This is a genomic window from Yersinia sp. 2540 StPb PI, assembly GCF_052217165.1.
Taxonomy (GTDB): domain Bacteria; phylum Pseudomonadota; class Gammaproteobacteria; order Enterobacterales; family Enterobacteriaceae; genus Yersinia; species Yersinia enterocolitica_E.
In genome coordinates this window covers 2,666,583-2,690,986 of the sequence record NZ_JAZGQC010000001.1, presented here as the reverse complement: position 1 = coordinate 2,690,986, position 24,404 = coordinate 2,666,583, and the positions used below count along the sequence as shown (strand labels likewise).

The following is a 24,404-nucleotide window of genomic DNA, read 5'->3' as shown; positions in this document are numbered from 1 at the left end:
ATATTGAAATCGCGGCAATCTTTGACCGCCTTGAGAGAGATGTTAGCTATGATTTTAGATTCCTTTGAATTGAAAGGTAAAGTTGCACTGGTTACTGGCTGTGATACAGGTTTGGGCCAAGGCATGGCGATCGGTTTAGCCGAAGCCGGTTGTGATATCGTGGGTATCAACATTGTTGAGCCACGTGAAACTATTGATAAAGTGACTGCACTGGGCCGCCGTTTCCTTAGCCTGACGGCTGACCTGAGCAAAATTGAGCACATCCCTGCCCTGTTAGAGCAAGCTGTCGCTGAATTTGGCCAAATCGATATTCTGGTCAATAACGCCGGTATCATTCGCCGTGAAGATGCGATCAACTTCAGCGAGAAGGACTGGGACGATGTCATGAACGTTAACATCAAAACCGTGTTCTTTATGTCTCAAGCGGTTGCTAAACAGTTCATCAAACAAGGCCATGGCGGCAAGATTATCAACGTGGCATCAATGCTGTCTTACCAAGGTGGTATCCGTGTGCCATCTTACACCGCATCGAAAAGCGCAGTCATGGGTGTGACCCGTCTGTTAGCTAACGAGTGGGCTAAACATGGCATCAACGTGAACGCAGTGGCACCGGGTTACATGGCGACCAACAATACCCAACAGTTGCGTAAAGATGAAGAACGCAGCAAAGAGATCCTTGACCGTATCCCTGCTGGCCGTTGGGGCTTGCCTGATGATCTGAAAGGCCCAGTGGTCTTCCTGGCATCTAAAGCATCTGATTATATCAGCGGTTACACCATCGCGGTTGATGGCGGTTGGTTGGCTCGCTAAGCCGATAATCATGACTAATTTGAGTTAAGGTCTATCTGGCGGAGTTATTCGCAATGTTTTGACTCAAAAACGCATCAAGGCACAACTTCTGTTGTGCCTTTTTTATTACTTATTTATCAATTAGTTAACAAATAAATCTACCGATAAATTTCTGCCAAAAGCGCAAAAATAAAAAATTCAAAACAACGTTCCGACTCCGATCACACTTTTGTCATTCGCTCAATGACTCGTCAGTAAATACAAATATAATAGATTGTGAAACGACGTTTCTATTTATAAGGAACCTTAAACCGGTTCTATCCTGATGTTCGATGATGGGGTTATGGCAATGGATTTTGTAGGCAACATTAAAGGCAGCGACGCAATGATGATTAACTGGCTCAGCGCTATTCGCAGCTATGTTGATCTGGTCCAGTCTATTGGCCATAGCAACCAAAACCCTACCCCCCTGCTAGCTGATGGCTTTGATGTGCTGACACATCAACCGGTCGTATGGGAATTTCCTGATGGCCACAATACACCAATATCTAATTTTGCCAGTCAGCAAAACTGGCTGCGGACATTGGATGCCCTCAGTCTGGTGACTCAGGATCCGCAATATCACCAACAAGCACGAGTGCAAAGCAGCTATTTTATGCACCGTGGCGTTCATGAGCAAAGCGGGTTGTTTTACTGGGGCGGCCATCGTTTCCTCAATCTGGATACATTAACGACCGAAGGGCCAGAATCAAAAGCGCAAGTACATGAACTGAAACATCATCTGCCCTATTACGATTTTCTGGTCACTGTTGACCGGGAAAAAACACTTAATTTCTTACAGGGTTTTTGGCACGCCCATGTAGAGGATTGGCAAACGCTGGATCTGGGCCGCCACGGTAGCTACGACAAGTTACGCGACCCACATGTTTTTACCCATGCTCGCCGCGATGTGGTTAACCCTACTGACTTACCACGCCTTCCTGAAACCAAAGGCCTGACCTTTGTGAATGCGGGTACTGACCTGATTTATGCCGCATATAAATATGCTGAATATACCGGTGATATCGCCGCTGCGGCTTGGGGGAAACATCTCTATCGCCAATATGTATTAGCCCGTAACCCGGAAACCGGTTTACCGGTTTATCAGTTCAGTTCGCCACAACAGCGTCGCCCTATCCCGGCGGACGATAATCAGACCCAATCTTGGTATGGCGATCGTGCCAAACGCCAGTTTGGTCCAGAGTTTGGTGACATTGCTCGCGAAGCTAATGTGCTGTTTCGCGATATGCGCCCGCTACTGATTGATAACCCATTGGCGATGTTAGATATCCTGCGCCAACAACCCGATGCACAAGTCTTGCAATGGGTTATTGATGGCTTAAAGAACTACTATCGTTTCGCTTATAACGTTGAGAGCAATACATTGCGCCCGTTATGGAACGATGGACAAGACATGAGCGGCTATGTATTGCAGCGGGATGGTTACTATGGCGCCAAAGGTACGGTTATTTCTCCCTTCCCATTAGATGTTGATTATTTGCTGCCATTAGTTCGCGCCTGGCGCTTGAGTGAAGATGAAGAGCTGCTGGATCTGATTGGTGTGTTACTGCACCGCTGGCAGTTTGCTGAATTGAACAAACAAAAACGCCGGGCATCATTGATGGTGGGTAAAAAACCTGCTGCCACTGCACACCTATTGTTGGCCTTAATTGAACTGGCAGAGCACTGCCAATGTAGCCGATTATTTGAATTAGCCTGGCAAGTTGGCGATGAACTATTTAAACAACATTACCATCGCGGCCTGTTTGTTGAATCGGCTCAACACCGTTATTTCCGTATCGACAATCCAATTGCATTAGCAATATTGGCCTTAATTGCAGCAAAACAAAATAAGTCTGCTGCTATGCCTCAATTTATTACCAATGGTGGTTACATTCATGGAGATTATCGGGTGAACGGGGAAAACCGTACTCTGTATGATATTGATTTTATTTATCCGACGCTTTTGAATCAGTAATTTTATTTATCTTTCATGTTATTAAAAATAGGTAAGCATTATGAATGAAAACAGAATGCTGGGGTTAGCCTATTTATCACCTTATATACTCGGGTTGATAATATTTACGGCTTTCCCCTTTGTATCATCCTTCTTTCTCAGTTTTACTGAGTATGACTTAATGAACCCTCCCGTATTTAACGGGATCGAGAATTATCGTCATATGTTCCTTGAAGATGATTTATTCTGGAAATCCATGGGCGTTACATTCGCTTATGTTTTTCTGACTATTCCTTTAAAACTGGCATTTGCTCTAGGGATCGCTTTTGTACTGAACTTTAAATTACGCGGTATTGGCCTGTTCCGTACTGCTTTCTATATTCCATCAATCCTCGGCAGCAGCGTTGCAATTGCCGTGTTATGGCGTGCCCTGTTTGCCATTGATGGCCTGTTAAACAGCTTTATTGGCGTGTTCGGGTTTGATGCCATCAACTGGTTGGGAGAACCCGCGCTGGCGCTGACATCCGTGACATTACTGCGTGTCTGGCAGTTCGGTTCCGCCATGGTTATCTTCCTGGCTGCATTACAGAACGTACCGCAGTCACAATATGAAGCAGCCATGATTGATGGTGCCTCTAAATGGCAAATGTTTATGAAAGTTACCGTGCCACTGATCACGCCGGTTATTTTCTTTAACTTTATTATGCAAACCACGCAGGCGTTCCAAGAGTTTACCGCGCCGTACGTTATTACCGACGGTGGGCCAACTCACTATACGTATTTATTCTCGCTCTATATCTATGATACCGCGTTTAAATACTTTGATATGGGATACGGTGCTGCACTGGCCTGGGTATTATTCCTGGTAGTCGCCCTCTTCGCCTCAATTGCATTTAAATCATCTAAATATTGGGTCTTCTACTCCGCCGATAAAGGAGGAAAAAATGACTGACGTACAACAAACTTCCAACCAGAAGAAATTAGATCTGGCGCAGGAAATTGCTAATGCGGAAATTAGCCGCACAGAACGCAAAGCAAAAGTCAGTGCTGCTTTCCGCTACATCATTTTGATTATTGTCGGTCTGATGATGCTTTATCCGCTGCTGTGGATGTTCTCTGCGGCGTTTAAACCCAATAATGAAATTTTCACCACATTAGGATTATGGCCAGAAAACGCAACCAGTGATGGTTTCGTTAATGGTTGGAAAACCGGTACTGAATATAACTTCGGTCACTACATGCTTAACACCTTTAAGTTTGTAATCCCGAAAGTCATTCTGACTATTATCTCTTCCACTATCGTGGCATATGGTTTCGCACGCTTTGAGATCCCATGGAAGAAATTCTGGTTTGCAACATTGATTACCACCATGTTGCTGCCAAGTACTGTGTTATTGATTCCGCAATACATCATGTTCCGTGAAATGGGCATGCTGAATAGCTACTTACCACTTTATTTGCCAACGGCCTTCGCCACCCAAGGGTTCTTCGTCTTCATGCTGATTCAGTTCCTGCGTGGTGTACCACGTGATATGGAAGAAGCGGCACAGATCGACGGTTGTAACTCGCTACAGGTGTTGTGGTATGTGGTTGTGCCAATCTTGAAGCCGGCCATTATCTCTGTCGCACTGTTCCAGTTTATGTGGTCAATGAACGACTTTATCGGCCCACTGATTTATGTCTACAGCGTAGATAAGTACCCGATAGCGCTGGCTCTGAAGATGTCTATCGACGTCACCGAAGGCGCACCGTGGAACGAAATTCTGGCAATGGCAAGCATCTCCATTCTGCCGTCCATCATTGTTTTCTTCCTGGCTCAACGCTACTTCGTGCAAGGCGTAACCAGCAGCGGAATTAAAGGTTAATAGAGGATTTATCATGGCTGAAGTCATTTTCAATAAATTAGGCAAAGTTTACTCCAACGGTTTCCGCGCGGTTCATGGCATTGATCTGAAAATCCATGATGGCGAGTTTATGGTTATTGTTGGTCCATCAGGCTGTGCTAAATCCACCACTCTGCGCATGCTGGCAGGTCTGGAAACCATCAGTGATGGCGAAGTTCGAATTGGTGATCGGGTGGTCAATAATCTGGCACCTAAATCACGTGGTATTGCCATGGTGTTCCAGAACTATGCGTTATATCCGCACATGACAGTGAAAGAGAATCTGGCCTTTGGCCTGAAACTGAGCAAGCTGCCAAAAGATCAGATTGAAGCGCAAGTCGCAGAAGCGGCCAAAATTCTGGAGCTGGAAGACCTGCTGGACAGACTGCCGCGCCAGTTGTCAGGTGGCCAGGCACAACGTGTGGCAGTAGGCCGGGCGATTGTGAAAAAACCTGATGTTTTCTTGTTTGATGAACCGTTGTCGAACCTCGATGCCAAGTTGCGTGCCTCAATGCGTATCCGCATCTCAGATTTGCATAAGCAATTGAAAAAAAGCGGCAAAGCAGCAACAACTGTTTATGTTACCCATGACCAGACCGAAGCCATGACCATGGGTGACAGAATCTGTGTAATGAAACTGGGCCATATCATGCAAGTTGATACCCCGGATAATCTCTACCACTTCCCTACCAACATGTTTGTTGCAGGTTTTATTGGCGCACCGGAAATGAACATCAAACCGAGTACGCTGGTAGAAAAAGAGGGGCAGATTGGCCTGACAGTTGGCCAGTACACCCTGGTATTGAGTGAAAAGCAGCAAGCCAAAGTGGCCGCCCATGCCGGAGAGAAAGTGTTCTTTGGTGTACGTCCAGAATTTATTCGCATGTCACAACAACCCTTTGCCAATAACCATTCGCAAGGTGAATTAGTTCGTGTGGAAAACATGGGGCATGAATTCTTCTTATACATCAAGGTTGACGACTTTGAATTGACTTGTCGCTTACCGTCTGATGAAGCACGGCCAATTATTGAAAGTGGCCTGCATCGCACCGTGTACTTCCAATTTGATATGGATAAATGCCATATCTTTGATGCAAAAACAGAAAAAAATATCTCTCTTTAACAGGAGCAGTACCCAATGAAAAAAGCGATCCTACACACGCTGATAGCATCCACTCTGGCTTTATTATCACATCAGGCTTTTGCACAGGATGACGTTAACCTACGCATGTCATGGTGGGGGGGCAATGGGCGTCATCAAATGACACTTAAGGCGCTGGAAGAGTTCCACAAGCAGCACCCAAATATTAATGTTAAAGCAGAATACACTGGCTGGGACGGTCACCTTTCTCGTCTGACGACGCAAATTGCGGGTGGAACTGAACCTGACGTTATGCAAACAAACTGGAACTGGTTGCCCATCTTCTCCAAAGACGGCACTGGCTTCTATGACTTAAATAAAGTGTCAGAGCAGTTGGATTTGGCTCAATTCGATCCGAAAGAACTGCAACAGACTACCGTTAATGGCAAATTAAACGGTATCCCGATTTCAGTGACAGCGCGTATTTTCTATTTTAATGACGCGACCTGGGCTAAGTCTGGTTTAGAGTATCCTAAAACGTGGGACGAATTACTTAAAGCAGGTTTAGTATTTAAAGAAAAACTGGGTGACCAATATTACCCTGTGGTATTAGAGCACCAGGATACTCTGGCATTAATTCGCTCTTATATGACACAAAAATACAACACCCCGACTATCGATGAAGCTAATAAAAAGTTTGCTTATACACCAGAACAGTGGGTTGAGTTCTTTACTATGTATAAGAAAATGGTTGATAACCATGTAATGCCATCCACTAAATACTATGCATCATTCGGCAAAAGCAATATGTACGAAATGAAGCCGTGGATTAATGGTGAATGGGGTGGTACTTATATGTGGAACTCCACCATTACTAAGTATTCCGATAACCTGACTAAACCAGCAAAATTGATACTTGGCCCTTATCCGATGTTGCCAGAGGCAAAAGATGCAGGTCTGTTCTTTAAACCTGCTCAAATGCTCTCTATTGGTAAATCGACTAAGTATCCTAAAGAAAGTGCCATGCTCATCAACTTCCTGCTTAACAGCAAAGAAGGTGTTGATGCTATGGGCTTAGAGCGTGGTGTGCCACTGAGTAAGACTGCGGTAACTCAACTGCGTGCCAGCGGTGTAATTAAAGATGAAGACCCATCTGTTGCTGGTTTAAATATGGCATTAGAACTGCCACATGAAATGAAAACGTCACCATACTTTGATGACCCGCAAATCGTTTCATTGTTCCGAGATGCAATCCAATATATCGATTATGGTCAGAAATCTGTTGAAGAATCTGCGGAATACTTTAATAAACAAGGTGACCGCATCCTGAAACGCGCCATGAGATAATATGTAAATCTATTTAACTTAAGTGGTTATTAAACCCTGCCATTGATTTGGCGGGGTTGTTTTGTTTTATAAATAAAAAATAATAATAGCCAATTAGATCGCCATCACAAATTAATATCTGATTAAAAAATTAATCTCTAAGAAAGATCTGGATCACACAAATAATTATTCATATAAATAGAATATGAATCCACATAAAGTGAAACGTTGTTTCTTTGATTGTGGAATTGTTTTTTAGTCGTATGTTGATTTTTATAAACTTGTTAATGATTGTTGTTTTAAATAACCATAACCCTGGGATTATATAAAAAATGAAATTTAAATTACTTACTTTGGCAGTGGCATCTGTTATCAGTTTTAGTTCTGTTGCAACAACAATTGACTATCGGCATGAAATGAAAGATACCAGTAAATCTGATCATAAAGACCGTTTACTGATCTCCAACCGTTTTGCCAATGGTTTTGGTTTATCTTTAGAAGGGAAATGGGGCCAGCACAGCTCTGATACTACGCCTAATAAACCATTTAATGAGCAAGTCAGTAATGGTACCGAAGTGGTTGCCAGCTATGTCTATCAATTCAACAAAACATTCCAGATTGAGCCTGGTTTCTCATTAGAGTCATCATCTGACTCGAACAACTATCGCCCTTACCTGCGCGGTAAAGTGTCCTTTACTGATGATTTCTCTACCTCACTGCGTTATCGCCCATATTACAAGCGTAACCAGCCAGCTCAGACCAAAGCAACAGAGAAAGGCCATGAGTTCACCATGCTGTTTGCTTATAACTTCTTGAAAGACTATTCAGCAGAATACGAATTAAACTACAAGAAATCTGAAGATGAAATTCTGGCAAATAAAGAAAAAGAAGAATGGACTCATGATGTGAAAATTGCTTACAAATGGGATAAAAACTGGAAGCCATATGTTGCTATCGGCAACGTAGCAGGTAGCAAAACGACTGACGAGCGTCAAACTCGCTACCGTGTCGGTGTACAGTACAGCTTCTAACTATTATGTCGTTATGAGTACCCTCATCATTATTTGTTAAATTATGCCCATACCCGTATTACTTTGGGGAAAAGTCGACTCCCGGTCACTTTTCCCCTTTTTTTATCAATGTAACTTCATTTCAGCCCAAGACCTGATATTTCCCCCCTGAATACTCACGTTAAACTCCCTGCTCTCAGCCAGAGAAAAATGAGACATTTAGTTACAGCGTAACGACTATCCACGCCAAGATAAATCTCATATACTGGATAAATCAACAGCTACAGACTCGGAATTCAAGTATGACAGGGGAAGGACACCTTATTTTTTCTGTCGCCTGCGCTATCTTTGCCAAAAAAGTCGGTCTTACACCGGAACTGGCACAGGGTGACTGGTGGCATATTATCCCTGGCGCCCTGCTAACTTCCCTGCTACCCGATATTGATCACCCAAAGTCAATCCTTGGCCAGCGGTTAAAGTGGCTCTCCACCCCCATTGCCCGTGCATTTGGCCATCGTGGGTTTACCCATAGCCTATTGGCCGTTATCGGTGGTGTGGCACTATTTCAAATGGACATCTCACGCGATTGGATTATTCCCGCAGATGCGTTCCATGCAATGATTATTGGCTATTTCAGCCATTTGCTAGCGGATATGCTCACACCTGCTGGCGTACCGCTGTTATGGCCTTGCCGCTGGCGATTCTGTATCCCGCTATTACGCCCACAAAAAGGCAATCAATTAGAACGCGTATTCTGTGTTCTATTAGTTTGTTTTTCCGTCTATTGGCAAACTGATACCACCATTCCCTTGCTATCCTATATGGAACAATTGAAAAACTTTCGACTGTGATCACATTTTAATGGGTAAATAATCACCAATTTGAATGTATTCCATACAAATCAGGGTAGAAATTTATATAACATTCCTTTTGGATATAAGTGAGCCTGAAGAGGAACTGCTACCATATGCGGCTAATTGCACCATGACGGTGCCTGGCTCTGTTCTAGATAAAAATAGTAATAGAATATGTGCCAGTATTTAAAATAATAATTTGGAGATATGGGGATGAACCTTCCGCTTGTGATTAACGTGCTGGTATTTGTAGCACTGCTATTACTATTGGCACAAACCCGGCATAAACAATGGAGTCTGGCCAAGAAAGTTTTGGTTGGCTTGGCACTGGGTGTGCTGTTTGGTCTGGGCTTGCAATGGGTATACGGTGCTGATAACCCGGTACTGAAAGAGTCCATCACCTGGTTTAATATTGTCGGAAATGGTTATGTGCAATTATTGCAGATGATTGTTATGCCGCTGGTATTCGCCTCAATCTTGAGTGCTGTCGCTAAACTGCATAATGCCTCTTCGCTAGGTAAAATTAGCGTACTGACAATCGGTACATTGCTTTTCACCACCTTAATTGCTGCTCTGGTTGGCGTGCTGGTTACCAATCTGTTTGGCTTAACCGCTGAAGGCTTGGTACAAGGTACGCAAGAGACAGCACGTTTAAGTGCCATTGAAAGCAACTACTTAAGCAAAGTGACGGACTTGACAGTGCCGCAGTTGATCCTGTCGTTTATTCCGAAAAACCCGTTTGCCGATTTGACCGGGGCCAGTCCGACCTCAATTATCAGCGTGGTGATTTTCGCGACGTTCCTCGGTATTGCCTCACTGCAATTGCTGAAAGATGATGTCGAGAAAGGCCAACGCGTATTAGTTGCTATTGATACGCTGCAAGCTTGGGTGATGAAACTGGTACGTCTGGTGATGAAACTGACCCCCTACGGCGTATTGGCACTAATGACCAAGGTTGTCGCTGGCTCTAATATTCAAGATATTATCAAGCTGGGGAGCTTTGTCGTTGCCTCCTACCTTGGTCTGGCGATTATGTTTGTGGTCCACGCCGTGTTGCTGTCATTCACTGGCATCAATCCGTTGAAGTTCTTCCGCAAAGTCTGGCCGGTGCTGACCTTCGCCTTTACCAGCCGCTCCAGCGCCGCCAGTATTCCGCTGAATGTGGAAGCTCAAACCCGCCGCCTGGGTATCCCGGAGTCCATCGCCAGCTTCTCTGCTTCCTTTGGTGCCACCATTGGGCAAAATGGCTGTGCTGGCCTCTATCCGGCGATGCTGGCCGTAATGGTCGCACCAACGGTGGGAATCAACCCTCTGGACCCAGTATGGATTGCTACACTGGTAGGGATTGTAACCATCAGTTCTGCCGGTGTTGCCGGTGTGGGCGGTGGTGCAACCTTCGCCGCGCTGATTGTTTTGCCGGCATTGGGCTTGCCAGTTACATTGGTTGCTTTATTGATCTCGGTTGAGCCATTGATTGATATGGGCCGGACCGCGCTGAACGTCAGCGGTTCAATGACCGCCGGTACCATTACCAGCCAATTGATGAAACAGACCGATAAAGAGATTCTCAACAGCGATGATGATGGCGATTTAGCCCATCAGTAACCAACGCTCATTAGTCACTCTATTGTGATGGCTCAGAAAGCCAGTCAGTAAAATGACTGGCTTTCTGCTTTTAAAGCGCTTATTGCCGCTAATTAATTGGCGACGTCAACTACCCTATGGGTAATATTTCTCGACCAACGCCAGGGCAATGGCTTCAGTTTCTATATCTGGTACGCCGCGAATATTCTGCGCCCTGAAATGCATCTGAAAAGCCTTAATAACCTGAATGGTTTCATTATCCAGTACGCCGCTTTGTGGGATTTGATAACCATAACGGGCCAGTGCCTGCTGAATAACAGTAACGGAGCCGATATCATACTTATTTCGACCATCAATATACTTAGCGACTGTTGCGTCATCTGGCCAGGCGCCTATGCCTTGCTGCGCCAAACGCTGCCATGGGAATAGCGGGCCGGGATCAGATTTTCGCTGTGGGGCAATATCGCTGTGAGCCACGACATTCATCGGAGCAATATTATAACGCTCGACAATATCTCTGGTAAGGCGCTCAATCAATTCAATCTGAGACTCATTGTAAGGGTACCACCTTCTACCCAACATCCTCTCAGTGAAGCCCTTATTGACGATTTCGATACCGATAGAGGTATCATTGAGACTGGTGCGCCCTTCCCAGTAACTCACCCCGGCATGCCAGGCTCTTTGACTTTCAGGCACCAATTGCAAAACAACCGGTTTGCCCTCAACATTTTGGGGATGTGTTTTTACCAAATAATGGGCACTAACATTGCCCTGAGTCAGTATTCGCAGTGATTCAGCATCATCTGTTGCAGTATAATGAAGCACTAAGAAACGCACCCGTTCATTTTGAGCCACTGATGGATGATTAGTATCGATTTTATAATCATCACGGTCGATCAGTTTATGCGGCCGGTCACTGTGAGGGCTACTACAACCCGCCAATAGCAGTAACAAACCCGCGCTTAATAACTTCCTCATCATTTTTCTCCCTATAATATGATTAAGCACGGTTATAGTGACCCAACCGAATTAAATGGACTGTCAACAATACATTTAATTAACAAATCACAAGACCGAATAATACTAAGCACAATAAATAGTATTAGATTAATAATTATACATAGAAATTAATTGCTGTTATGGCTGTTTTAACAACCCAGCTTACCGTCATATCACTGATTTTGGTACGTCGGGCCGCTTACACCTTGGCGGCGGAGGATTTGCCAATAAAAAACGGCCCCTGGTTAAAGGAGCCGTCCGGCATCGCTGGGAAGGAATAAATAGTTATAATTAACAGCTGATTAAAAATATCCAATAATTATAAAGTATTTACCCTATTTCGCTTTATCCTCAGAAAGGATAATCACGATAACCCATTTGCTCTGAGATGTTACGTGCTGCGCGATGCAAAGATTTAACTATGTCACTCTTGCTGTCTTCAGAAAAACGCAGCGTCGGGTATGAAATACTTAAGCCCGCGATCACCACACCGAAACGGTCGAAAACAGGTACAGCGATACAACGCAAACCTTCTTCTTGCTCCTCGACATCTTCACCAAAGCCCTGCTCACGCACCAGATCCAGCACTGGCAATAATGCAGCCGCGCTATCCAGGGTGTGTTTAGTGCTACGGGTGAACTCGATATGAGACAAGATTTCCTCTACTTCACCACGGTCACGCCACGCCAATAACACTTTACCAATTGCGGTACTGTGCAGTGGGTTACGACGACCAATACGGGAATGCATCCGCAGGTTATACATAGAGTCAATTTTATGAATATAAACAATGCTGTCTTCATCCAATGCACCCAAGTGAATAGTTTCACGAGTTTCATTAGATAATTCACGCATCTGTATATCTGCGCTACGAATCAAATCAACATTTTGTAGCGCTTTAGCCCCCAGCTCAAATAACTTCAGCGTAAGGGAGTATTTCTCTGATTCGCCTTCCTGGGCAACATACCCCAGGGATTTCATGGTCTGGAGAAAGCGGTAAACCGTACTTTTAGGCATCATTACACGTTGGGAAAGCTCGGTAATACCAATTTCCCGTTCTTCACCCAATGCTTGTAAGATGCCAAAAACCTTCAGAACCGACGACACAGAGTCGGGCTGTTTATCTAGATCTGCAATAGCCATTTCTTGGTTACCCTACTCAGTTTTCTGTGTTTCATAAAACAATATGTTTTAAAAAAAATAGAACAGTGGTTTTATTATAAAGGGAAGTTGCGAGACTGTGCAATAAACCAATGTGAATAATAAGATATTAACCTTGCAGACAGCAAATTAGCCTCTTTCCATGAAAGAGGCTAGTGCAAAATTTAACTATTGCCAGACTGATTCAGGCAAAGTAGCCAAATAAAGTGCAGGTTTGCCATGAACATCAGAGGTGAACAGAACTTGTTTATCATCAGGGGTAAAGGAAGGATGTGGATGCGTCACCTGCCGATCACCTTCAAACACCTGCCATGAGGTATCGTGGCGAGCAACACGATGCTGGCTGCCATTTTTCATGTTGAATACATACAGGAAAGGATCGTTTTCGATCTTATAGCCGCTATCGTCTTGTACATCTACCGGTGCATCTGAACCATCGCCGACCATCAAGGTACCGTCATAGTTACTCATCAGATGGGAACACGCCGGCATAGAGGTCAATTGGCGATTTTCCAATGTCTGTGGGTCAGCACTGTAGATAAAGCGATCCGGGCTGCCTTTCAAATATGAGACATACACCAGCGCCGAACCATCAGGCACCCAGAACTCATGGGTGCAGCTTTCGCCTTCGGCATGGGTTTTCACTTTACGCATGTTGCTACCATCTTCATTGATTAGCCACATACGTGCATCAACCAGATCGTGTGGACCTTCATGGCAGAATGCGACCGTACTGTCATCATAAGGGCGATAGATTGGATGACCTAGCCATTGATTCTCTTGCAAAATCACGGCGGACTCACCGGTTTTCAAGTCAACACGCATCAAACGGCAGCAAGGCTTAGTGAAATAGAACTCGTGGAATTTTTTCCAATCGGTCAAGGGGACCCAGTCTTCGCGTTTAATTTCAATACCGACCAACTTGGTACAATCTGAATTGGCGACCCAGGTACCGTAACCCACCCACTCTTCAGGCACCTGATAAACCACACTTTCTTCCAGTGTGGCAAGACAGACTCGCATCAGGTTACGCCCATCTTTGACATAAAACAGTGCATCATCTTCAGGTGACAAGAAACCACCAAAGGTATTGTCGCCACGCCCTTCTGTCAGTTGTGTTGCCACTTGCGTGTTGAGATCCAACAAGTAGTAGTTCCACGGACCATCAAAAGCGCCGCCGAACAATAACTTACTGCCATCACGGGTGAAACATTTTTGATAGAAATAGTTACGGTGGCAAGTGACATCAGGCGGTGTTAACCGTGTAACTTGTGCACCGGTAGAGGCATCCTGATATGTGTGAAATGTCAGGGGGATTTGTTTACCTTTGGCCATCAGGAAAGTCCTTAAAATCATCAGAGAATTAAAATTTGCCCGCAGAGGAACCTGTCAGGCTATTACTATCTCACATTATAGAAACGATGTTTCATTTTTCCGTGATCGCGGTTCTATTTTTACTGATTTAGCCAAATTACTGTGCTTATCAGCCTGTTAATCTGATTGCGATAACGGTACCACATCGCTATTTACAAATAAGCCGGCTGGCAAGGATGCATTCAAGCACAATACTGGTTAGCATATAAACACTTACCTACATCATTATTTTTACAGATAAAACCTATGACCCCATCATCAAGCGATGGCATGCCGGTTCCTCAGCGCTATGCTGCAATATTGGTTATTGCACTCGGTATTACCATAGCGGTGTTGGATGGCACTATCGCCAACGTAGCTTTGCCAACTATCGCTCGTGACCTCAATGCCAGCCCAGCCACGTCTATTTGGATCGTGAATGCTTACCAGTTAGCTATCACCGTGTCGTTGCTCTCAATGGCATCTCTGGGTGATATCATCGGTTATCGGCGGGTTTATCAGGCAGGTTTACTGGTGTTTAGTGTGACATCGCTGTTCTGTGCTCTGTCTGACTCCTTATGGACGCTAACATTTGCCCGTGTGCTGCAAGGGCTTGGCGCAGCAGCCTTAATGAGCGTTAATACTGCATTGATTCGGATTATTTATCCACGAGCACAACTGGGCCGTGGTATCGGTATTAATTCATTGATTGTGGCCGTTTCCGCCGCCGCCGGTCCCACCATTGCCGCGGCGGTGCTATCGGTTGCTTCATGGCAGTGGCTGTTTGCCATTAATGTGCCCATCGGCTTGTTGGCATGGTTGTTAGGTATGAAGTATTTGCCTGCCAATAATATGAAAAGTAACGGTAACCGTTTCGATTTTACCAGTTGTGTGATGAATGCTCTGACCTTTGGTTTACTGATAACCGCTATCAGTGGCTTTGCTCAGGGACAAAGCCCAACCCTGATAGCGGCTGAAATTATCGCATTGCTACTAATTGGTTTCTTCTTTGTACGCCGTCAACTTAGTCAGTCTTTCCCGCTGCTTCCGGTTGATTTACTGCGTATTCCTATTTTTGCATTATCAATCAGCACTTCTATTTGCTCTTTTGCCGCACAAATGCTGGCAATGGTGTCACTGCCCTTCTTTTTACAAACTGTTCTGGGCCGTGATGAAGTGGCAACCGGACTGCTGTTAACCCCATGGCCGTTGGCAACCATGGTGGTAGCCCCGATAGCCGGGCGATTAGTCGAACGTTATCATGCAGGGTTATTAGGCGGGATAGGTTTGGCGGTGTTTGCCAGTGGTTTGTTCCTGCTAGCATTGCTGCCAGCCAACCCGAGTGATGTGGATATTATCTGGCGGATGGTGCTATGTGGTGCCGGTTTTGGCCTGTTTCAGTCGCCGAATAACCACACCATTATTTCTGCTGCACCACAACATCGTAGCGGTGGAGCCAGCGGCATGCTAGGCACCGCCCGTTTACTGGGGCAAACCTCTGGGGCGGCATTAGTGGCATTAATGTTCAATCTGTTTTCAACCAGTGGCACTCATGCTTCTCTGGTGCTGGCTGGCTGCTTTGCCAGTATCGCCGCATTGGTGAGTTTGCTGCGCATAAGCCAGAAACGTGGCTAGACTCGGGTTGCAATAAAAAAACCCCGCTGGCGGGCGGGGTTTTCAATCAGAAGAGTTGGTGGTGGCTACTTCAGATACTGGCCTGAACGCAGCGCTTCAATACGTTTGTCCAGCGGCGGATGTGACATAAACAGCTCGCTGAAGGTTTTGGACTTACCATTAATGCAGAAAGCCATCATGTTGCCTGCTTCCTGTGGCTCATAGCTGGTTTTCAGCCGTTGCAGAGCCGCTATCATCTTCTCACGCCCTACCAGCTTCGCTGAGCCTGCATCAGCGTGGAATTCGCGATGGCGCGAGAACCACATGGTGATAATGCTGGCCAGAATACCAAAGACCAATTCCAAGACCATTGATACGGCAAAGTAGACCATCGGGTTACCGGCGCTACTGCTTTCATTATCACGGTCCCCTGATAGGAAACCGGCAGCGACTTGCGCAATCAGGCGTGAAATGAAGATTACAAAGGTATTCACAATCCCCTGAATCAAGGTCATGGTGACCATATCGCCGTTAGCGACGTGGCTAATTTCATGAGCAATAACGGCTTCTGCTTCATCACGGCTCATGTTCTGCAATAGACCTGTACTCACTGCCACTAAAGAGGCATCACGACGAGCCCCGGTCGCAAAGGCGTTAATATCCGGTGCCTGATAAATAGCAACTTGTGGCATAGCAATACCGGCTTGCTGGGATTGGCGACGCACCGTATCCAGCAACCAGCGTTCAGTTTCATTGCGCGGTTGTTCGATAACTTCACCACCCACTGAACGCAAAGCCATCCATTTGGACATCAGCAACGAAACAAATGCGCCGCCGAAACCGAACAGACCAGCCATGATCATCAGCCCTTGTACACTGCTGGACTGAATACCTGTCAGGCTTAGTACCAACCCGAACACCAACATGACTGCCAGGTTGGTGAGAAGGAACAGAGCGATACGCATCATAAAAATTTATTTCCTTATTGTTTTAAGTCGACACTGTGTTGAGTCACATGGGTCTTAAGTCAAAATTGGCATAATCCTGGATGATGACTTAGCCAAATTACTACTGAGATACGCTGATCGTATGGGCATCTGACAAATTTTCAAGGCTTGTTAAGTTCTAACAGAGTAAATCAACATAACTTTACAAATTTGGATACTTTTCATTACATATTTTGCTATTTTTTCGCCAATTGATAAATTCGGCGATGAAAAAAACGTAAAAAAAATCCGGGCTCTTTTTAAGGCCCGGATCCTTCATATTATCTGCTGACTTATTTTGCCGCAGGTGCTGCCGCTGGTGGTGATTCAACTTGCGGCTGCGCTTTTTCTTTATGAGCCAAATCCAAAGCAATATGAACAGTCTCATCCAGATAAGGGTCTGGCTCCTGATAGTCTTTTGGCAAATCCTCCAATGACTTCAGTGGCTTTTTACCTTCACGTTTGAAACGCTCATTCAAGCGATTCAGCCGCGTGGCATCATCATCATGGTTCTCTTTTTCACGCTGAGCGTAATTGAGAGAGACGATGTTGCGTTTCTCTTTTAACGCTTTATAACGCTCAATATCTTGCTGAATATGCTGGAATTCAGGATCAGCGGCAATCCGCGCTGTATGTGCTTTCAGTAACTCCGGCTCCAGTGGCTTCAGATCACCACTCTTGACGTAACTGGCCGCATTGATACTGTCCCAAGGCAAGGCATTATCTTCGAAACTCTCACCCGTTTCCGCCGGATCAACACCGGTTGGCATCACGATATCCGGGGTTACCCCTTTACGCTGAGTACTGCCACCATCTACCCGATAGAATTTCTGGATAGTGTATTGCAGTGAACCCAATGCAGGCCATTCCGGGCGCAACATTTGATCGTAAATACGATTTAACGACCGATACTGTTGAACAGTACCTTTACCAAAGGTTGGTTCACCGACAATTAATGCACGACCATAGTCCTGCATGGCAGCAGCAAAGATTTCGGAAGCGGATGCACTGTAGCGGTCCACCAATACCACCAGCGGGCCTTTGTAGTACACCACACCATCAGTATCACTGTCTTCACGCACTTTGCCGTTGTTATCCCGCACTTGAACCACCGGCCCACTCGGAATAAACAAACCAGACAGCGACACAGCCTCGGTCAGAGCACCACCACCATTACTGCGCAAGTCAATAATAATGCTACTGACATTCTCTTTCTCCAGCTTCTGCAATTGCACCTTAACGTCTTCGGTCAGGCCAACATAGAAACCAGGGATATCCAGTACACCGACACGCTCTTTGCCGATAGTTTTTACCGACATTTTCACTGCGCGATCTTCAAGACGAATGCGTTCACGGGTCAAGGTGACAGTGCGCGGTTTAGTACCTTTACCGGCCGGTAAAATCTCCAGCCGCACTTTACTGCCCTTCGGCCCTTTAATGAGTGCCACGACATCATCGAGACGCCATCCAATCACATCCACCATCGGCTTACCGGTTTGACCCACACCGATCACCCGATCACCTACGGCGATAGTTTTACTTTTCGCCGCGGGGCCACCTGGAACCATAGAGTTGATTAAGGTGTAATCATCATCCATTTGCAGGACAGCACCAATACCTTCCAGAGACAAGCTCATTTCGGTATTAAACTGTTCGGTATTTCGTGGTGACAAATAGTTGGTATGCGGGTCAATTTCATGCGCAAACGCATTCATAATTAGCTGGAATACATCTTCGCTATTACTTTGCGTCAAACGCTTAATGGCCGCCTGATAGCGTTTTGTCAGCGTCTCTTTGATCTCTTTATCCGTTTTACCGGTTAATTTCAAATTAAGCTGATCGTACTTAACTTTTGCGTCCCAAAGCTTGTTCAGCTCAGCTTCGCTGGTAGGCCAAGGTGCTTTACCACGGTCAATATCAATGGTGTCATTCCCGGTAAAGACCATTGGCCGGTCCAGTACTGACAATGCATATTGATAGCGCTCAAAGCGGCGTTTTTGCGCCAAATTGAATAAAGCGAAAGGCGTGTCCAACTGGCCTGATTTTAACTCATCATCCAGCGACTGCTTTTTATCCGCAAACTGTGCCACATCTGATGCCAACAACACGTTATGGCTGTAATCCAGCATGTTGAGGAATCTATCAAATATTTTGGCGGAAAACTGATCGTCCAGTGTAAATTGACGATAGTGAGAGCGAGTGAAGCGCGATGTTACGCGCTCACTCACGGTTGCATGCTCGGGTTCCTGACGCAGTTGAGGTAGCTGATCGATGCGATAGGTGGTATCCGCTGCGTAACTCGCCCCCGCCAGTAACAAGCCTGCGATTGCTGTTAGTCTGACAAATTTGTTCATGCCTAGGTTGGCCTCCGTATCAGAACTGCAAGTGTTCTGCGCGCACAATCATCGCCAGACCGGAAGATAGCTGCACCCGTACGCCATCTTTAGCGATTTCTAATACGGTTGCATCCATCGCGCTCTTACCTGCTCTGACTTTGATTTCTTGACCAATTTGCAGTTTAGAGATATCTGTGACCGGCACAGGGCGTGGCTGGTTTTCCTCGGCCTGTGGACGAGGTGGCCGAGCCTGTGGTGGGCGAGGTGACTGACGAGGCTTGCGGTTTTCCGAAGTCACACCCGCTTCACGACGCGGCGCAGGTTTTTTACCTGCCGGACGTGGGCGACGTGGCTCTGGGGTTTCACCCGCAGCAATGGCAGCTTCGCGCTTTTTAGCTTGTTGTTCAGCACGTTGTGCCTGAACACGGGCTTTCGCCTCTTCTAGCTGTTTGCGGGCATGTTCTACATGTTGCTCTTCCAGCACACCACAAGGGTTGCCGTCTAAATCAACACGTTCAGCACCGACTTTGACCCCATAAAGATAACGCCAGCTTGAGGTGTAGAGACGCAGCGCAGAACGCAATTGCGTTTTGCTTAAATTCTCTTCCCCCTGAACACGTTCGACCAGATCTTGAAAAATACCGATCTTCAGTGGACGTGCTTCGCCTTCGGCGGTGAAGCAAAGCGGGAACCGCTCAGCCAAAAAGGCTATGACTTCTTTACTACTGTTCAACTTAGGTTGATTTTCCATGAAATTTCCTGATTACAACGGGTTTGCCAACCAGCGCAGGCATGAACAGGCGTCATTATAATGACGCCATCAGCAATTGCCACGTTATCCGTATATCAACTTGCAGTCTGTGTGACATATTTCTCACTGTCACACAGGTCAAGATGCTCGCAAAGCCCCGCCACGACTGAGATTAAACCCAATTCATCAGCGTCATCAAAGCGATCATAAACAATGCTGTCGATATCCAAAACGCCGATAATTTTACCCTTCACAGTGATTGGCAGCACAATTTCAGCATTACTTGCGGCGTCACAGGCAATATGTCCGGGGAATGCATGCACATCCGCCACTCGCTGAACGCGGTTTTCTGCCACGGCAGTTCCACATACGCCTTTGCCGATTGGAATACGGACACAGGCGATTTTCCCTTGAAAAGGACCCAGCACTAATTGTTTGCCGTCGATCAAGTAAAAACCGGCCCAATTCAACCCATCAAGACGCTCATAAAGTAAAGCGCTGGCATTAGCCAAAGTAGCAATGAAATTCGTTTCACCTGCAATCAGGGCACTCAAGTCACGTTTTAATTCCGCGTAGAATTCTGCTTTTTTCATGTAATGACCGTTAGAAACCTAAGAATAGCCAGAGGCGATAGTTATGCTTAGCTTATATAAAGTAATCATTAAATACCCTTGGCTACAAGGTTATTCCGCTATAACGAAGTAAAAGAGTTATCGCCATCGGGGGTTTGGCCCGTTTTGCCCCTTGTTTTGACCGATTGCTCTGCTACCATCCGCGCTATTCTTTATAAACCGGTGTCAGCATCAGGGTTTTATAATATGAAGGTACATGCCATTCAACGGCCACTCTCCACTGCAAGGGCTCAGCGTTGCTGCCAGTGCGATGCGCTATTTACCCTGCCGCCGCTCAATGGTACACAAACAGCCTATTGCCCACGGTGCAGCGCAAAAATTGCCAGTGGGCGCGATTGGTCCCTTACCCGCCTGACCGCCATGGCGGTTGCCATGTTACTGCTGATGCCATTTGCTTTTACCGAGCCGCTGATCACCATTCGCCTGCTCGGCACGCGGATTGATGCCAGTTTGTTAGAGGGTGTCTGGCAAATGAGTCGTCAGGGCGGCCCGATTACAGCCAGCATGGTGGCATTTTGTATTATTGGCGCTCCCGTTACACTCACCGCATCGATTCTGTATCTGCGTATCGGCAGCCGGATTGGTATGAACCTGCGCCCGGTGTTATTGATGCTGGAGCGGCTAAAAGAATGGGTCATGCTAGATATCTATCTTATCGGTATGGCGGTGGCCTGTATTAAGGTCAAAGAGTATGCGGACGTTATGCCCGGTGGCGGATTGATAGCGTTTCTGGCTCTGACGTTACTCAGTATTCTGACGCTAGTGCATTTGAATCTGGAGCAGTTGTGGGAGCGATTTTATCCCCAGGAGCAGCCCCCCGGCCCCCGGGAAACATTGCGCATTTGCCTGTCATGCCATTATACCGGGCACTGCGATGCACACGGCCGCTGCCCACGCTGCCATACCCCTTTGCGCCATCGCCGCCGCCATAGCATCCAAAAAACCTGGGCGGCGTTAATTGCCTCGATAGTCCTGCTGTTGCCTGCTAATCTTTTACCGATATCAATTGTTTATGCCAATGGCACCCGCATGGAAGATACTATTTTCTCCGGCGTGGTCTCTTTGGCCTCATCGGGTAACCTGCCCATCGCCGCGGTGGTGTTTATCGCCAGTGTGCTGGTGCCGTTTACCAAGGTGATTGTGTTGCTAACATTGTTGCTCAGCATTCATCTAAAGACACAACATAGCCTTAAAACGCGCATGCGATTACTGCGACTGATTACCTGGATTGGCCGTTGGTCGATGCTAGACCTCTTTGTTATTGCGTTAATGATGTCGCTGATTAATCGTGATCAGCTCCTTTCCTTCACTATGGGACCGGCAGCCTTCTATTTTGGGTCTGCGGTCATTTTGACTATCCTTGCTGTTGAATGGCTCGATAGCCGATTGATTTGGGATGCACATGCAACAGGAAACGCCGAGTACACCGACTGAGGCACAAATTAAACATAAACGCCGGATATCGCCTTTCTGGTTGCTGCCTTTTATTGCCCTGCTGATTGCCGGTTGGCTGATTTATAACAACTGGCAGGACCGTGGTACCGAAGTCACTATTGATTTCCAGTCTGCCGCCGGTATTGTGGCGGGCCGAACCCCGATTCGCTATCAGGGTGTTGAAGTCGGGATGGTGCAATCCATCAGTCTGGATGATGACCTGCGCAATATAAAAGTCACCGCCAGTATCAAAAATGATATGGAAGACTCATTGCGAGAAGGGACACAGTTCTGGCTAGTGACGCCCAAGGCCTCTTTGGCCGGGGTCTCTGGCTTGGATGCGCTAGTCGGTGGTAACTATATCGGGATGATGCCAGGCGAGGGCAAACCGCAGAGCCACTTTACCGCATTGGATACCCAGCCTAAGTTCCGCCTGAATACCGGCGAATTGATGGTTCACCTCCATGCCCCCGATTTGGCCTCACTCAATAACGGCTCTCTGGTTTACTACCGTAAAATCCCGGTGGGTAAAGTCTATGACTACAATATCGCGCCTGATAATAATGGCGTTGTCATTGATGTACTGATTGATCGGCGCTTCGCTAAATTGGTAAAAAACGATACCCGCTTCTGGAATGTGTCTGGTTTTAAAGGTGACTTCAGTCTTAGTGGCGCGTCGGTTCAAATGGAAAGTCTGGCCGCCTTGGTCAATGGTGCCATTGCCTTTGACTCACCCAAAAACAGCCCAGATGCGAAACCGGACCAACCCTTTCAGCTCTACCCCGATTTAGCACATAGCCAACGTGGTGTGGCAATTACGCTGGATTTACCCAGTGGGAGTAGTTTAAGTGAGGGGAGAACACCGCTGATTTATCAGGGGTTACAGGTTGGCACCCTGACCAAAATGACACTTCAACCGGACAGTAAAGTGACCGGTGAACTGACCATTGACCCGTCAGTGGTCGATTTGATGCGTGCAGGCAGCCGCATTGAAATGAACAGCCCCCGAATCAGTCTTAATGATGCCAAACTGAGTGAACTCTTGACTGGCAATACATTAGAGTTAATCCCGGGTGAAGGGGCACCACAAAAACACTTTACCGTGCTACCAAGCAGTAAAAGTCTGTTGCAGCAGCCCAATGTGCTCGAATTGCAATTAACCGCACCGCAAAGTTATGGCATTGATATCGGCCAGCCGATCTCGCTACATGGCATTAAAATTGGCCAAGTCTTGACCCGTGAGTTATCAGCCGACGGTGTGACCTTCACGGCAGCAATTGAAGCCAAATACCGTGATTTGGTGCATAAAGACAGCAAGTTTGTGGTTAACAGTCGGCTGGAGGTAAAACTCGGGATTGATGGTATTGATATTCAGGGTGCCAGTGCGCAGGAGTGGATTGATGGCGGTATTCTGATACTGCCGGGCAGCAAAGGTGAAGCCCTGAATAAGTATCCGCTGTATAGCAGTGTCGCCAAAGCTACCGATGGCATTTTAGGCAACGCCCCCGCCACAACACTAAGTTTAACTGCTGCCAGCTTGCCCGATGTGCAAACCGGTTCTGTGGTGTTATATCGCAAGTTTCAGGTAGGTGAAATTACCCATATCAGGCCAAAAGCCAATGAGTTTGAAGTGGATGTCTATATTCAGCCCGAATATCGCAATTTACTCACTGATAAGAGCATTTTCTGGGCCGAGGGTGGGGCGAAAGTCCAGTTGAACGGCAGTGGGCTAACTGTGCAGGCATCTCCGTTGAATCGCGCCCTAAAAGGGGCTATCAGCTTTGATAATCTGGAAGGTGTGACACTGGATAAGGGGGCCAAACGCACCTTGTATGGTAATGAAACCGCCGCCCGTGCTGTCGGTAGTCAAATCATATTGCGCACCTTTGATGCCAGCAAACTGGCAACCGGCATGCCGATTCGTTATTTGGGTATCAATATTGGCCAAGTCGAATCGCTGAAATTGGCACCTGAGCGCAACGAAGTGTTAGCCAAAGCCGTGCTCTATCCAGAATATGTGCAGAACTTTACCCGGGCCGGTACCCGCTTTTCTATTGTCTCGCCGGAGATATCAGCCGCAGGGGTCAATAATCTGGACACCTTGTTCCAACCTTATATTAATGTAGAGCCGGGTAAAGGTGGCACATTACGTACTTTTGAGTTGCAAACCGCCACTATTACCGACTCCCGTTATCTTGATGGGCTGAGCCTTATTCTGGATACCGCGGAGGCAGGATCATTGCAGGTTGGCACACCGGTCCTCTTCCGTGGGCTTGAAGTGGGTACTGTTACCGGGTTTAACCTTGGTGCGATGTCTGATCGCGTGCAGGTATCGATACGGATCAGCCAGAAATTCCAGCAGTTGGTGCGGCAAAATAGCGTGTTCTGGCTGGCATCAGGGTACAACCTTGAATTCGGTCTAACCGGTGGTGTGGTGAAAAGCGGCACCTTCCAGCAATTTATACGCGGCGGCATTGCTTTCGCGACCCCACCAACGACACCACTGGCTCCTAAGGCCAGCATAAATCAGCACTTCTTGCTTAACCCAGAAGAGCCGAAAGATTGGCGCAATTGGGGTACAGCAATCCCCCGCTTTTAGGTGCTCATCAGGGTAG

19 protein-coding genes are annotated in these 24,404 nt (G+C 46.6%); 12 read left to right on the top strand and 7 right to left on the bottom strand.

Annotated features, from left to right (window positions below; translation table 11 throughout):
- Window positions 1–48 precede the first annotated feature (48 nt).
- From kduD to V1956_RS12230, 9 genes are all read left to right on the top strand, one after another.
- Complete coding sequence (gene kduD, locus V1956_RS12270; protein WP_005182925.1) at window positions 49–810, top strand: 2-dehydro-3-deoxy-D-gluconate 5-dehydrogenase KduD; 762 nt, start codon at window positions 49–51, stop codon at window positions 808–810.
- Between the two features lie 328 nt (window positions 811–1,138).
- Window positions 1,139–2,806, top strand: a complete 1,668-nt coding sequence (locus V1956_RS12265) for a pectate lyase (RefSeq protein ID WP_420072296.1) — start codon at window positions 1,139–1,141, stop codon at window positions 2,804–2,806.
- Window positions 2,807–2,846: 40 nt separating this feature from the next.
- Window positions 2,847–3,737: a carbohydrate ABC transporter permease gene (locus tag V1956_RS12260; RefSeq protein WP_019210193.1), complete on the top strand. Its 891-nt coding sequence runs from the start codon at window positions 2,847–2,849 to the stop codon at window positions 3,735–3,737.
- Window positions 3,730–4,650 carry a carbohydrate ABC transporter permease gene (locus tag V1956_RS12255; RefSeq protein ID WP_083158667.1) on the top strand — a complete coding sequence of 307 codons (921 nt, stop codon included), beginning with the start codon at window positions 3,730–3,732 and terminating at the stop codon, window positions 4,648–4,650. The genes V1956_RS12260 and V1956_RS12255 overlap by 8 nt, the downstream gene beginning before the upstream one ends.
- A gap of 13 nt (window positions 4,651–4,663) precedes the next feature.
- On the top strand, window positions 4,664–5,791 hold the full coding sequence (locus V1956_RS12250) for an ABC transporter ATP-binding protein (protein WP_083158666.1): 1,128 nt from the start codon (window positions 4,664–4,666) through the stop codon (window positions 5,789–5,791).
- Window positions 5,792–5,806: 15 nt separating this feature from the next.
- Window positions 5,807–7,096, top strand: coding sequence for an ABC transporter substrate-binding protein (locus tag V1956_RS12245; protein ID WP_083158665.1), 1,290 nt, complete (start codon window positions 5,807–5,809; stop codon window positions 7,094–7,096).
- A gap of 311 nt (window positions 7,097–7,407) precedes the next feature.
- The gene (locus tag V1956_RS12240) at window positions 7,408–8,106 is read left to right on the top strand and encodes an oligogalacturonate-specific porin KdgM family protein (RefSeq protein ID WP_372559170.1); all 699 of its coding nucleotides are present in this window, start codon (window positions 7,408–7,410) and stop codon (window positions 8,104–8,106) included.
- Between the two features lie 281 nt (window positions 8,107–8,387).
- Window positions 8,388–8,936: a metal-dependent hydrolase gene (locus tag V1956_RS12235; RefSeq protein ID WP_005182936.1), complete on the top strand. Its 549-nt coding sequence runs from the start codon at window positions 8,388–8,390 to the stop codon at window positions 8,934–8,936.
- 216 nt (window positions 8,937–9,152) lie between these two features.
- Window positions 9,153–10,544, top strand: coding sequence for an L-cystine transporter (locus V1956_RS12230; protein WP_193784651.1), 1,392 nt, complete (start codon window positions 9,153–9,155; stop codon window positions 10,542–10,544).
- A gap of 114 nt (window positions 10,545–10,658) precedes the next feature.
- On the opposite strand, the gene V1956_RS12225 is transcribed toward V1956_RS12230, so the two are convergent.
- The 3 genes from V1956_RS12225 to ogl all read right to left on the bottom strand — a co-directional run bounded on the left by V1956_RS12225 (window position 10,659) and on the right by ogl (window position 14,018).
- Entirely contained in the window at window positions 10,659–11,501 is an 843-nt protein-coding gene (locus V1956_RS12225; protein ID WP_372559911.1) for an N-acetylmuramoyl-L-alanine amidase, read from the bottom strand.
- 372 nt (window positions 11,502–11,873) lie between these two features.
- Window positions 11,874–12,665, bottom strand: a complete 792-nt coding sequence (kdgR, locus tag V1956_RS12220; protein ID WP_050077553.1) for a DNA-binding transcriptional regulator KdgR — start codon at window positions 12,663–12,665, stop codon at window positions 11,874–11,876.
- A 186-nt stretch (window positions 12,666–12,851) separates the two neighbouring features.
- Complete coding sequence (gene ogl, locus V1956_RS12215) at window positions 12,852–14,018, bottom strand: oligogalacturonate lyase (protein ID WP_083158661.1); 1,167 nt, start codon at window positions 14,016–14,018, stop codon at window positions 12,852–12,854.
- A gap of 285 nt (window positions 14,019–14,303) precedes the next feature.
- Between ogl and V1956_RS12210 the strand changes: the two genes are divergently transcribed.
- A complete protein-coding gene (locus tag V1956_RS12210; RefSeq protein WP_420074952.1) occupies window positions 14,304–15,671 on the top strand; it encodes an MFS transporter in 1,368 nt (455 codons plus the stop codon).
- Between the two features lie 65 nt (window positions 15,672–15,736).
- On the opposite strand, the gene htpX is transcribed toward V1956_RS12210, so the two are convergent.
- The 4 genes from htpX to V1956_RS12190 form a co-directional block, all read right to left on the bottom strand.
- A complete protein-coding gene (gene htpX, locus V1956_RS12205; protein WP_005182949.1) occupies window positions 15,737–16,618 on the bottom strand; it encodes a protease HtpX in 882 nt (293 codons plus the stop codon).
- Window positions 16,619–16,929: 311 nt separating this feature from the next.
- A complete protein-coding gene (gene prc, locus V1956_RS12200; RefSeq protein ID WP_083158659.1) occupies window positions 16,930–18,990 on the bottom strand; it encodes a carboxy terminal-processing peptidase in 2,061 nt (686 codons plus the stop codon).
- 19 nt (window positions 18,991–19,009) lie between these two features.
- Entirely contained in the window at window positions 19,010–19,723 is a 714-nt protein-coding gene (gene proQ / locus V1956_RS12195) for an RNA chaperone ProQ (protein WP_372559172.1), read from the bottom strand.
- 95 nt (window positions 19,724–19,818) lie between these two features.
- Entirely contained in the window at window positions 19,819–20,316 is a 498-nt protein-coding gene (locus V1956_RS12190) for a GAF domain-containing protein (protein ID WP_083158658.1), read from the bottom strand.
- Window positions 20,317–20,541: 225 nt separating this feature from the next.
- Between V1956_RS12190 and yebS the strand changes: the two genes are divergently transcribed.
- Together yebS and V1956_RS12180 are read left to right on the top strand one after the other, a co-directional pair.
- Complete coding sequence (gene yebS / locus V1956_RS12185; RefSeq protein WP_442825166.1) at window positions 20,542–21,789, top strand: membrane integrity lipid transport subunit YebS; 1,248 nt, start codon at window positions 20,542–20,544, stop codon at window positions 21,787–21,789.
- On the top strand, window positions 21,758–24,388 hold the full coding sequence (locus V1956_RS12180; RefSeq protein ID WP_420071857.1) for a PqiB family protein: 2,631 nt from the start codon (window positions 21,758–21,760) through the stop codon (window positions 24,386–24,388). The genes yebS and V1956_RS12180 overlap by 32 nt, the downstream gene beginning before the upstream one ends.
- Window positions 24,389–24,404: the final 16 nt, after the last annotated feature.

What these genes read in the sequence shown, in the direction of transcription:
- kduD (WP_005182925.1), top strand. Translation starts at nt 49, where the DNA reads ATGATTTTAGATTCCTTTGAATTGAAAGGTAAAGTTGCACTGGTTACT.
- V1956_RS12265 (WP_420072296.1), top strand. Translation starts at nt 1,139, where the DNA reads ATGGATTTTGTAGGCAACATTAAAGGCAGCGACGCAATGATGATTAAC.
- V1956_RS12260 (WP_019210193.1), top strand. Translation starts at nt 2,847, where the DNA reads ATGAATGAAAACAGAATGCTGGGGTTAGCCTATTTATCACCTTATATA.
- V1956_RS12255 (WP_083158667.1), top strand. Translation starts at nt 3,730, where the DNA reads ATGACTGACGTACAACAAACTTCCAACCAGAAGAAATTAGATCTGGCG.
- V1956_RS12250 (WP_083158666.1), top strand. Translation starts at nt 4,664, where the DNA reads ATGGCTGAAGTCATTTTCAATAAATTAGGCAAAGTTTACTCCAACGGT.
- V1956_RS12245 (WP_083158665.1), top strand. Translation starts at nt 5,807, where the DNA reads ATGAAAAAAGCGATCCTACACACGCTGATAGCATCCACTCTGGCTTTA.
- V1956_RS12240 (WP_372559170.1), top strand. Translation starts at nt 7,408, where the DNA reads ATGAAATTTAAATTACTTACTTTGGCAGTGGCATCTGTTATCAGTTTT.
- V1956_RS12235 (WP_005182936.1), top strand. Translation starts at nt 8,388, where the DNA reads ATGACAGGGGAAGGACACCTTATTTTTTCTGTCGCCTGCGCTATCTTT.
- V1956_RS12230 (WP_193784651.1), top strand. Translation starts at nt 9,153, where the DNA reads ATGAACCTTCCGCTTGTGATTAACGTGCTGGTATTTGTAGCACTGCTA.
- V1956_RS12225 (WP_372559911.1), bottom strand. Translation starts at nt 11,501, where the DNA reads ATGAGGAAGTTATTAAGCGCGGGTTTGTTACTGCTATTGGCGGGTTGT.
- kdgR (WP_050077553.1), bottom strand. Translation starts at nt 12,665, where the DNA reads ATGGCTATTGCAGATCTAGATAAACAGCCCGACTCTGTGTCGTCGGTT.
- ogl (WP_083158661.1), bottom strand. Translation starts at nt 14,018, where the DNA reads ATGGCCAAAGGTAAACAAATCCCCCTGACATTTCACACATATCAGGAT.
- V1956_RS12210 (WP_420074952.1), top strand. Translation starts at nt 14,304, where the DNA reads ATGACCCCATCATCAAGCGATGGCATGCCGGTTCCTCAGCGCTATGCT.
- htpX (WP_005182949.1), bottom strand. Translation starts at nt 16,618, where the DNA reads ATGATGCGTATCGCTCTGTTCCTTCTCACCAACCTGGCAGTCATGTTG.
- prc (WP_083158659.1), bottom strand. Translation starts at nt 18,990, where the DNA reads ATGAACAAATTTGTCAGACTAACAGCAATCGCAGGCTTGTTACTGGCG.
- proQ (WP_372559172.1), bottom strand. Translation starts at nt 19,723, where the DNA reads ATGGAAAATCAACCTAAGTTGAACAGTAGTAAAGAAGTCATAGCCTTT.
- V1956_RS12190 (WP_083158658.1), bottom strand. Translation starts at nt 20,316, where the DNA reads ATGAAAAAAGCAGAATTCTACGCGGAATTAAAACGTGACTTGAGTGCC.
- yebS (WP_442825166.1), top strand. Translation starts at nt 20,542, where the DNA reads ATGAAGGTACATGCCATTCAACGGCCACTCTCCACTGCAAGGGCTCAG.
- V1956_RS12180 (WP_420071857.1), top strand. Translation starts at nt 21,758, where the DNA reads ATGCAACAGGAAACGCCGAGTACACCGACTGAGGCACAAATTAAACAT.